Origin of the sequence: Rhodococcus sp. BS-15 (assembly GCF_000813105.1) — a bacterium.
Classification (GTDB): Bacteria; Actinomycetota; Actinomycetes; order Mycobacteriales; family Mycobacteriaceae; genus Rhodococcoides.
In genome coordinates this window covers 1-7,280 of the sequence record NZ_BAOX01000253.1, presented here as the reverse complement: position 1 = coordinate 7,280, position 7,280 = coordinate 1, and the positions used below count along the sequence as shown (strand labels likewise).

Annotated in this window: 7 protein-coding genes and 4 pseudogenes; 2 read left to right on the top strand and 9 right to left on the bottom strand. The window is 66.7% G+C overall.

Annotated elements, in window-relative coordinates; genetic code table 11:
* Together RHBS_RS21650 and RHBS_RS21645 are read right to left on the bottom strand one after the other, a co-directional pair.
* A pseudogene (locus RHBS_RS21650) lies at positions 1-220 on the bottom strand (Trp biosynthesis-associated membrane protein); the annotation flags it as partial.
* Positions 217-1,784, bottom strand: a pseudogene (locus RHBS_RS21645) (anthranilate synthase component I). The pseudogenes RHBS_RS21645 and RHBS_RS21650, both read right to left, overlap by 4 nt.
* A gap of 56 nt (positions 1,785-1,840) precedes the next feature.
* Between RHBS_RS21645 and RHBS_RS21640 the strand changes: the two are divergent.
* Both RHBS_RS21640 and RHBS_RS21635 read left to right on the top strand, forming a co-directional pair.
* Positions 1,841-2,302, top strand: coding sequence for a peroxiredoxin (locus tag RHBS_RS21640; RefSeq protein WP_121869672.1), 462 nt, complete (start codon positions 1,841-1,843; stop codon positions 2,300-2,302).
* A gap of 152 nt (positions 2,303-2,454) precedes the next feature.
* On the top strand, positions 2,455-2,976 hold the full coding sequence (locus tag RHBS_RS21635) for a MarR family winged helix-turn-helix transcriptional regulator (protein WP_121869671.1): 522 nt from the start codon (positions 2,455-2,457) through the stop codon (positions 2,974-2,976).
* On the opposite strand, the gene hisI is transcribed toward RHBS_RS21635, so the two are convergent.
* From hisI to RHBS_RS21600, 7 genes and pseudogenes are all read right to left on the bottom strand, one after another.
* Positions 2,967-3,320 carry a phosphoribosyl-AMP cyclohydrolase gene (gene hisI / locus RHBS_RS21630; protein WP_121869670.1) on the bottom strand — a complete coding sequence of 118 codons (354 nt, stop codon included), beginning with the start codon at positions 3,318-3,320 and terminating at the stop codon, positions 2,967-2,969. The two genes, RHBS_RS21635 and hisI, sit on opposite strands and share 10 nt — an antisense overlap.
* A 15-nt stretch (positions 3,321-3,335) precedes the next feature.
* A pseudogene (gene hisF / locus RHBS_RS21625) lies at positions 3,336-4,108 on the bottom strand (imidazole glycerol phosphate synthase subunit HisF).
* On the bottom strand, positions 4,105-4,935 hold the full coding sequence (locus RHBS_RS21620) for an inositol monophosphatase (protein WP_121869668.1): 831 nt from the start codon (positions 4,933-4,935) through the stop codon (positions 4,105-4,107). Before RHBS_RS21620 ends, hisF begins: the two are co-directional and overlap by 4 nt.
* A 7-nt stretch (positions 4,936-4,942) precedes the next feature.
* Positions 4,943-5,676 (bottom strand): annotated as a pseudogene (priA, locus tag RHBS_RS21615) (bifunctional 1-(5-phosphoribosyl)-5-((5-phosphoribosylamino)methylideneamino)imidazole-4-carboxamide isomerase/phosphoribosylanthranilate isomerase PriA).
* A 56-nt stretch (positions 5,677-5,732) separates the two neighbouring features.
* Entirely contained in the window at positions 5,733-5,939 is a 207-nt protein-coding gene (locus RHBS_RS21610) for a hypothetical protein (protein WP_121869666.1), read from the bottom strand.
* Positions 5,936-6,565: an imidazole glycerol phosphate synthase subunit HisH gene (gene hisH / locus RHBS_RS21605; RefSeq protein ID WP_094612626.1), complete on the bottom strand. Its 630-nt coding sequence runs from the start codon at positions 6,563-6,565 to the stop codon at positions 5,936-5,938. Before hisH ends, RHBS_RS21610 begins: the two co-directional genes overlap by 4 nt.
* The coding region (locus RHBS_RS21600) for an MFS transporter (protein WP_237669546.1) at positions 6,562-7,280 on the bottom strand (719 nt) is incomplete at its 5' end. The genes RHBS_RS21600 and hisH, both read right to left, overlap by 4 nt.

The following is a 7,280-nucleotide window of genomic DNA, read 5'->3' as shown; positions in this document are numbered from 1 at the left end:
TACCGCGGCGATCGCCGCCACGAGCCACCAGCGCGAGCGGCGTCGTGGCAGCGGCCCAGGTGCTACCGAGAAGCTCGTCGGTACGGCTCTCTCCGAGGCCGTCGAACGACGTCAACCGAACCCATGTCATTCTCGACGCGCCCCACAGGCACGCCGCAGCAACGACCAGAAGGGCGACGGGTAGAGCGGCCGACCCGCGGCGACCGGATCGCTCGGTCATCGGCCGCCGACCTCACGGAGCGATTCCGCAGCGGCGACGGCTCCCAGCACCGCCATCGCCTTGTTCCGCGCCTCGTCGTCCTCGTATTCCGCAACCGAGTCGGCCACGACCCCTGCCCCGGCCTGAACGTAGGCGGTGCCGTCCTTGATCAGGGCGGTGCGAATCGAGATGGCAGTGTCGGCGTCCCCCGCGAAATCGAGGTAGCCGACGATGCCGCCGTAGATGCCGCGTCGCGTCGGCTCCAGCTCGTCGATCAGTTCCATCGCGCGCACCTTCGGTGCCCCGGACAGGGTGCCTGCCGGGAAGCAGGCCTTGACCGCGTCGAGGGCGCGTTTGCCCTCGGCCAACCGTCCGGTGACCGTCGACACCAGATGCATGACGTGGCTGTATCGCTCGATGTGGCGGTAGTCGCTCACTCGCACGGTGCCGGGAGCGCAGACGCGTCCGAGATCGTTGCGGCCCAGATCGACGAGCATAAGATGCTCGGCGTTCTCCTTCTCGTCGGCCAGCAGATCCTTCTCGAGCAGCACGTCCTCTTCCTCGGACGTGCCACGCCAACGCGTGCCCGCGATGGGATGCGTGGTGGCGAGACCGTCGACCACCGTCACCAATGCCTCGGGGCTCGATCCGACGATGGAGAAGGCCGTCTCGTCGTTCTCCCCCGGTACGTGCATCAGATACATGTACGGGCTGGGATTGGAGGCTCGCAGCATCCGGTAGACGTCGAGGGGTGACGCATCGGTGTCCATCTCGAAACGCTGTGAGAGCACCACCTGGAACGCCTCACCTGCTTCGATCTCTTCCACCAGGCGAGCGACGTCGGCCCCGAAGCCCTCGGACGTGCGCTGTCGGCGGAACTGCGGCGCGGGCCTGGACACGGTGGACACGGTGGAGTCGGCGGGCTTCGACAGGTCCGCGCACATACGGTCCAGACGCCGCACGGCGTCGTCGTACGCCTCGTCGACGTGCTCGTCGGTGCCGTTCCAGTTCACCGCGTTCGCGATCAGGGTGATCGCGCCCTCGTGATGGTCGACGGCCGCAAGATCGGTCGCGAGCAGCATGACCAGCTCCGGCACACCGAGGTCGTCCTGCGCGTGCTCGGGCAGTTTCTCGATGCGCCGCACCGAGTCGTATCCGAGGTAGCGACCATGCCGCCGGTCAACGGGGGCAGACCGGGCAGCCGCTCCGAGTGCAACAGCTCCAGGGTCCGCGCCAGCACTTCGAGAGGATCGCCGCCGCTCGGCACCCCTGCTGGGACGTTGCCGCGCCACGCGGCCTCACCGTCGATGACCGTGAGCGACGCCGGAGCGCCTGCCCCGATGAACGACCACCTCGACCACGAACTGCCGTTCTGTGCGGACTCGAGCAAGAAGGTTCCGGGTCGGTCGGCACCGAGCTTGCGGTACGCAGAGAGAGGAGTCTCGGAGTCGGCGAGCACCTTTCGCGTCACGGGCACCACGCGGTGCTCTGCGGCGAGATGCCGGAACATCTCACGCGAGGTGGTCGAGTCCGAGTTCTCGGTGTCGGGAGTGGGGCTGGGATCGGTGGTCGTCTCGCCGTGCATGCCACCATCCTCCCAGGTTCGGCACGAGCGTCGGCGCTCGCGGTAACCTGCCGAGCATGAAACCAGGCGAGCTCGTTCCCGATTTTTCCCTGCCGGACCAGACCGGAGAGCCCCGAACGCTGACCGATTTGCTGGCGAACGGTCCGATAGTGCTGTTCTTCTACCCTGCTGCGTTCACCCCGGGTTGCACCGCCGAGGCGTGCCACTTCCGGGACCTGGCATCGGAGTTCGCCGAGGTCGGAGCAACCCGCGTCGGCATCAGTGCCGATGCCGTCGCAAAGCAGGCAGAGTTCGCCGCCGCCAAGTCCTTCGACTACCCGCTGCTCTCCGACGAGGACGGCACCGTCGCCACCGCTTTCGGCGTCAAGCGCGGTCTGCTGGCCAAGCTCTCCCCGGTCAAGCGCGCCACATTCGTCATCGGCACCGACCGGAAGGTCCTCGAGACCTTCTCGAGCGAAGTACGGTTCGAGGCCCATGCGGACAAGGCGCTGGAGTACCTGCGGGCACATCGCACGTAGAGCAGTGTCCGACGCGATGCCTCGGGTGGGGGGACCCTCGAGGCATCATGTGCAGACCACAACTATCTGGGCAGGAGTGGAGCCTGCAGGAACGACCACGAAACGGCAGTGGAGCCTGCAGCAACGACCCAGAGATCGAGAGGTTCCCCGCGATGGATAAGTCGGCCACACCGCAGGAGGCGACACCGGTGGATTCGGTGGATCCCCGCTGGCTCACCGAGAGCCAACAGCAGGCGTGGCGATCACTCGTCGCTCTGGTCACTCGGTTGCCTGCAGCTCTGGACGCGCAGCTGCAACGCGACGCGCAGCTGACTCACTTCGATTACTTCGTCCTCGCGGTGGTCAGTGAGAATCCGCAGCGCCGCATCCAGCTCCGGGACCTGGCCGAGTACGCCAACGCGTCACTCTCGCGTCTGTCACACGTGGTCACCAAGCTGGAGAAAGCCGGGTGGGTCAGACGCGAGAGCATCCCGGGCAGCCGGGGATCCTACGCGGTGCTGACCGACGCCGGAATGGACAAGGTCGTCGGATCGGCACCGGGTCACGTCGCCACCGTGCAGGCGCTGATCTTCGACGGTCTGTCCGACTCCGAGGTCGGCGAGCTCGCCACCCTGAGCTCGACTCTATTGGCGCAGTTGGACAAGGGAATAGCAGCGGGAACCGGTCACGCCTGAGTGTCGGGGCCCAACAGGACGTCGGCATCGAAGCAGGTGTGCGCGCCGGTGTGGCACGCCGCGCCGGTCTGATCGACAACGAGGAGCACGGTGTCGCCGTCGCAATCGAGCCGAACCTCGTGCACGTACTGCGTGTGACCCGACGTCTCACCCTTGACCCAGTACTGCTGCCTGGACCTGGAATAGTAAGTGCCCTTGCGGGTTTCGAGGGTTCGAGAGAGCGCCTCGTCGTCCATCCAGGCGACCATGAGCACCTGACCGGTCGACCGTTCCTGCACGACGGCGCTGAACAGTCCGGCTTCGTTGCGCTTGAGCCGCGCGGACAGACTCGGGTCGAGTGTCATCGGAAATCCTCTTCTTTATCGAACGACGATGTGCTCGGCGCGCATCGCGTCCTTGACCTGGCCGATGGTGAGATCGCCGAAGTGGAAGACGCTCGCGGCAAGAACCGCGTCCGCTCCGGCGTGCACTGCCGGCGAAAAGTGTTCCACCGCACCCGCTCCGCCGCTGGCGATCACCGGCACGTGCACCGCGGACCGAACGGCGGCGATCATCGGCAGATCGAATCCGGCCTTCGTTCCGTCGGCGTCCATCGAATTGAGCAGGATCTCCCCGACGCCCAGTTCTGCACCACGAACCGCCCATTCGACGGCGTCGATGCCGGTACCACGTTTGCCGCCGTGAGTGGTGACCTCCCAGCCCGACGGGGTGTCCTGCTGCCCCTGAGGGACGGTGCGTGCGTCGACCGACAGCACGATGCACTGTGAGCCGAACCGTTCGCTGAGCTCGCGGAGCAACTCCGGTCGGGCGATCGCAGCGGTGTTGACACTGACCTTGTCCGCCCCGGCTCGCAACAGTCGATCCACGTCGCGACGGTGCGCACTCCCCCGCCGACGGTGAGCGGGATGAACACCTGCTCGGCGGTCCGGCTGACGACGTCGAGCATCGTGCCTCTGTCCGACGTCGACGCGGTGACGTCGAGGAAGGTCAGTTCGTCCGCCCCTTGCGCGTCGTAGGCGGCCGCGAGCTCCACGGGATCGCCTGCGTCGCGGAGGTTTTCGAAGTTGACTCCCTTGACGACGCGTCCGGCGTCGACGTCCAGGCACGGAATCACTCTGACCGCGACGCTCATCGCACCGGTCCTTCCAGATAGTCGACGGGATCACCGAGTTCGGTGATCACCTTCAGCAGTTCGTCGTGCACTCCTGGCCCGGCTGCGAGGACCGACGCCGAGTCGACCGTCCAGGGTTTGCCCGCGAGATCGGTGACGATTCCGCCTGCCGCACGTACCAGCAGCGCACCGGCTGCATTGTCCCAGGCACGATGACCGAAGACCACCGCGCCGCCGAGAACTCCGCTGGCGGTGTAGGCCAGATCGACTCCGGTGGCACCGTGCATCCGCAGTCGCGAGGAGTGCATCGACAACTCTTCGAGAATGCGGAATCGGAACCGACCCGGCAGCGAACCGCGGCTGGCGACGTTGAACGCACCGAACCCGATCATGGATTCGCGCAACGGTTTCGGCTGCAGTGCCGGGAGGGCGACGCCGTTGAGCAACAGGGGTCCGCCTGCCACAGCGGCGAAACGCTGATCCACCAACGGCAGCCAGGTGAGCCCGAGGACCGGCTCGCCATCGTCGAGCAACGCCAACAACGTTCCGGCCGAGGGCAACCCCGACGAGTAGTTGAAGGTGCCGTCGATCGGGTCCAGCACCCAGACGAGTCCCGAGTTCAGATCTGGTCCCCCGAACTCCTCACCGTGAACGGCGATTCCGGTGGCTTCGTGCAATTCCGCACTCAGCCGACGCTCGAGTTCCAGGTCCACTGCAGTGGCGAAGTCGTCGGGGCCCTTCTGCACTGCGCTCGGTGCGCCGACGCCGGCGACGAACCGATCGTGGATGCCGTCGAGCAAACCACCGGCGATCTCGAGCAGACGGGTCGGTTCCTCGGGAAGGGTCATTCCTGGGCTACCGAGACACCGCAGCGAGGGCGTCCGGGAGCGTGAAACGTCCGGCGTACAGGGCTTTTCCGACGATGGAACCTTCCACACCGCGGTCGACCAGTCCGGCGATCGCTTCCAGGTCTGCAATCGTGGACACGCCGCCCGATGCGATGACCGGCTTGTCGGTCTTGGCGCACACGTCGGCGAGCAGTTCCAGGTTGGGCCCGGTCAACGTGCCGTCCTTGGTGACGTCGGTGACGACGTAGCGCGAGCACCCGTCGCGCTCGAGCCGCCCCAGAACCTCCCACAGATCGCCGCCGTCGCTCACCCAGCCGCGACTGCGCAACCGCGGTGCTCCGTCGACGATCAACACGTCGAGGCCGACGGCGACGCGATCGCCGAACTCACCGATCGCGCGGGAGCACCACTGCGGATCCTCGAGGCTGCGGTGCCGAGATTGACTCGCGCGCAACCGGTCGCCAACGCTGCGCGCAGCGACTCGTCGTCACGAATTCCGCCCGACAGCTCCACCTTGACGTCGAGCTCACCGACGACCGACGCCAGCAGCTCGCGGTTGGAGCCGCGTCCGAACGCAGCGTCGAGATCCACGAGATGGACCCACTCGGCACCGTCGTTCTGCCACGCGAGTGCGGCGTCGCGAGGCGACCCGTACTTCGTTTCGCTTCCTGCTTCTCCTTGAACGAGACGGACAGCTTCGCCGCCTGCGACATCGACAGCAGGCAATAAGACCAGGCTCACGTGCGGTTATGCTACGGGCCGAGCGGCTGTGAACTCAAAACGGGTCGTCTGTGGTCCTACCGGAGTTCCTTGCGCGTCATGCGGGTGGACACCACACCCATGGCCACGATCGCACCGACCACACCGGCCAACGCGATGACCAGACCCACCCCGGGGCCAGGCTGCAGCACAGCGATCAGTGCCGTCGCGAGGGCGAGCACGGCCACCGCCGCACCGAGGGCTCGAAAGGCCAAGCGCCCGAGTGAGAACTCGCGGTCGCTCACACCGATCGGACCCAGTTCTCCAGCAGCGCGGCCCCGGCGTCACCGGACTTCTCCGGGTGGAACTGGGTGGCCGAGAGCGCGCCGTTCTCTACCGCCGCGAGGAACCGTCCGCCGTGATCGGCCCAGGTGAGCAACGGGGCTGCGATGGTGTCGCTGGGTTCGAGCTCCCACTGCTGCGCGGCGTAGGAGTGGACGAAGTAGAACCGGGTCTCGGGATCGATGCCGTCGAACAGCACACTCTTCTCCGGTGCCTCGACGGTGTTCCACCCCATGTGAGGCAGCACCTCGGCCTGCAAACGCTCGACCGTTCCCGGCCACTCCCCACACCCGTCCGCTTCGACACCGAACTCGACCCCGCGGTCGAAGAGGATCTGCATTCCGACACAGATGCCCAGCACGGGGCGTCCGCCGGCCAGACGCCGCCCGATGATGCGTTCGCCCTTCACCGCCAGCAGGCCCTCCATGCAGGCGGCGAATGCACCGACACCGGGAACGACCAGCGCTTCTGCATTCAAGGCCTCGTCGAAGTCCGAGGTCACGGTCACATCGGCACCGACCCGGGCCAGAGCCCGCTTCGCCGAGTGCAGATTGCCCGAGCCGTAATCGAGCAACACCACAGAAGTCATGCAGCAAGTCTATCGGGGCGTGGTCTCGCGACGAGCGCCACCGCCGCGACGACGACCACCGTGGCAGCGGCTGCGGTGAATCCCGCGGTGTAACCCACACTCGTCGCCAGGACACCGAGGGCGAGTGCGCCTGCCCCGGTACCCGCGTCGAAGCTGATGTTCCAGACGGCGCTCGCGCTGCTGTAGCGGGCGGGACCGGCTGCGTCGAACGCCATCACGAGACTGTCGTTCTGGCATGCGCCATACCCGATTCCGAACAGGACTGCTGCGACGAAGAACAGCGCCGCGGGCATGCCGCCGAGCGCAGCGATCGCGAACAGAGCGATACCGATCGCCGCCGACACCAGCGCCGGAAACACCGAGCGTCCGATTCCGATTCGGTCTGCCACCGACCCCGCGGCGTAACGCCCGACGAGCATCGAGGCACTGACGACGGCCAGTGCGAGTCCGATCATCGCGGCTCGATTCGATTCGGCGATCGGCAACAGACTGGTGATTCCCCCGTACGCCGCGGACACCGAGGCCACGACGAGGCACGGCACCAGAAATTGGCGTTTGTCGAGGCGAACTCGCTCGATCCTGGGCGGCTGAGGGGCGGGCCGGGTGGGCGGCAACAGCGCCACGCGATCAGGCCTGCTGCGGGAACCAGAGCACCGAGTACGAACACGGCCGTCGGACTCGCCGCGAAAATCACCAGACCCAGTGGCAGCGTGAG

Bases quoted from the DNA above. Each gene is read 5' to 3' on its own strand.
- RHBS_RS21640 (WP_121869672.1), top strand. From the start codon at position 1,841: ATGAAACCAGGCGAGCTCGTTCCCGATTTTTCCCTGCCGGACCAGACC.
- RHBS_RS21635 (WP_121869671.1), top strand. From the start codon at position 2,455: ATGGATAAGTCGGCCACACCGCAGGAGGCGACACCGGTGGATTCGGTG.
- hisI (WP_121869670.1), bottom strand. From the start codon at position 3,320: ATGACACTCGACCCGAGTCTGTCCGCGCGGCTCAAGCGCAACGAAGCC.
- RHBS_RS21620 (WP_121869668.1), bottom strand. From the start codon at position 4,935: ATGACCCTTCCCGAGGAACCGACCCGTCTGCTCGAGATCGCCGGTGGT.
- hisH (WP_094612626.1), bottom strand. From the start codon at position 6,565: ATGACTTCTGTGGTGTTGCTCGATTACGGCTCGGGCAATCTGCACTCG.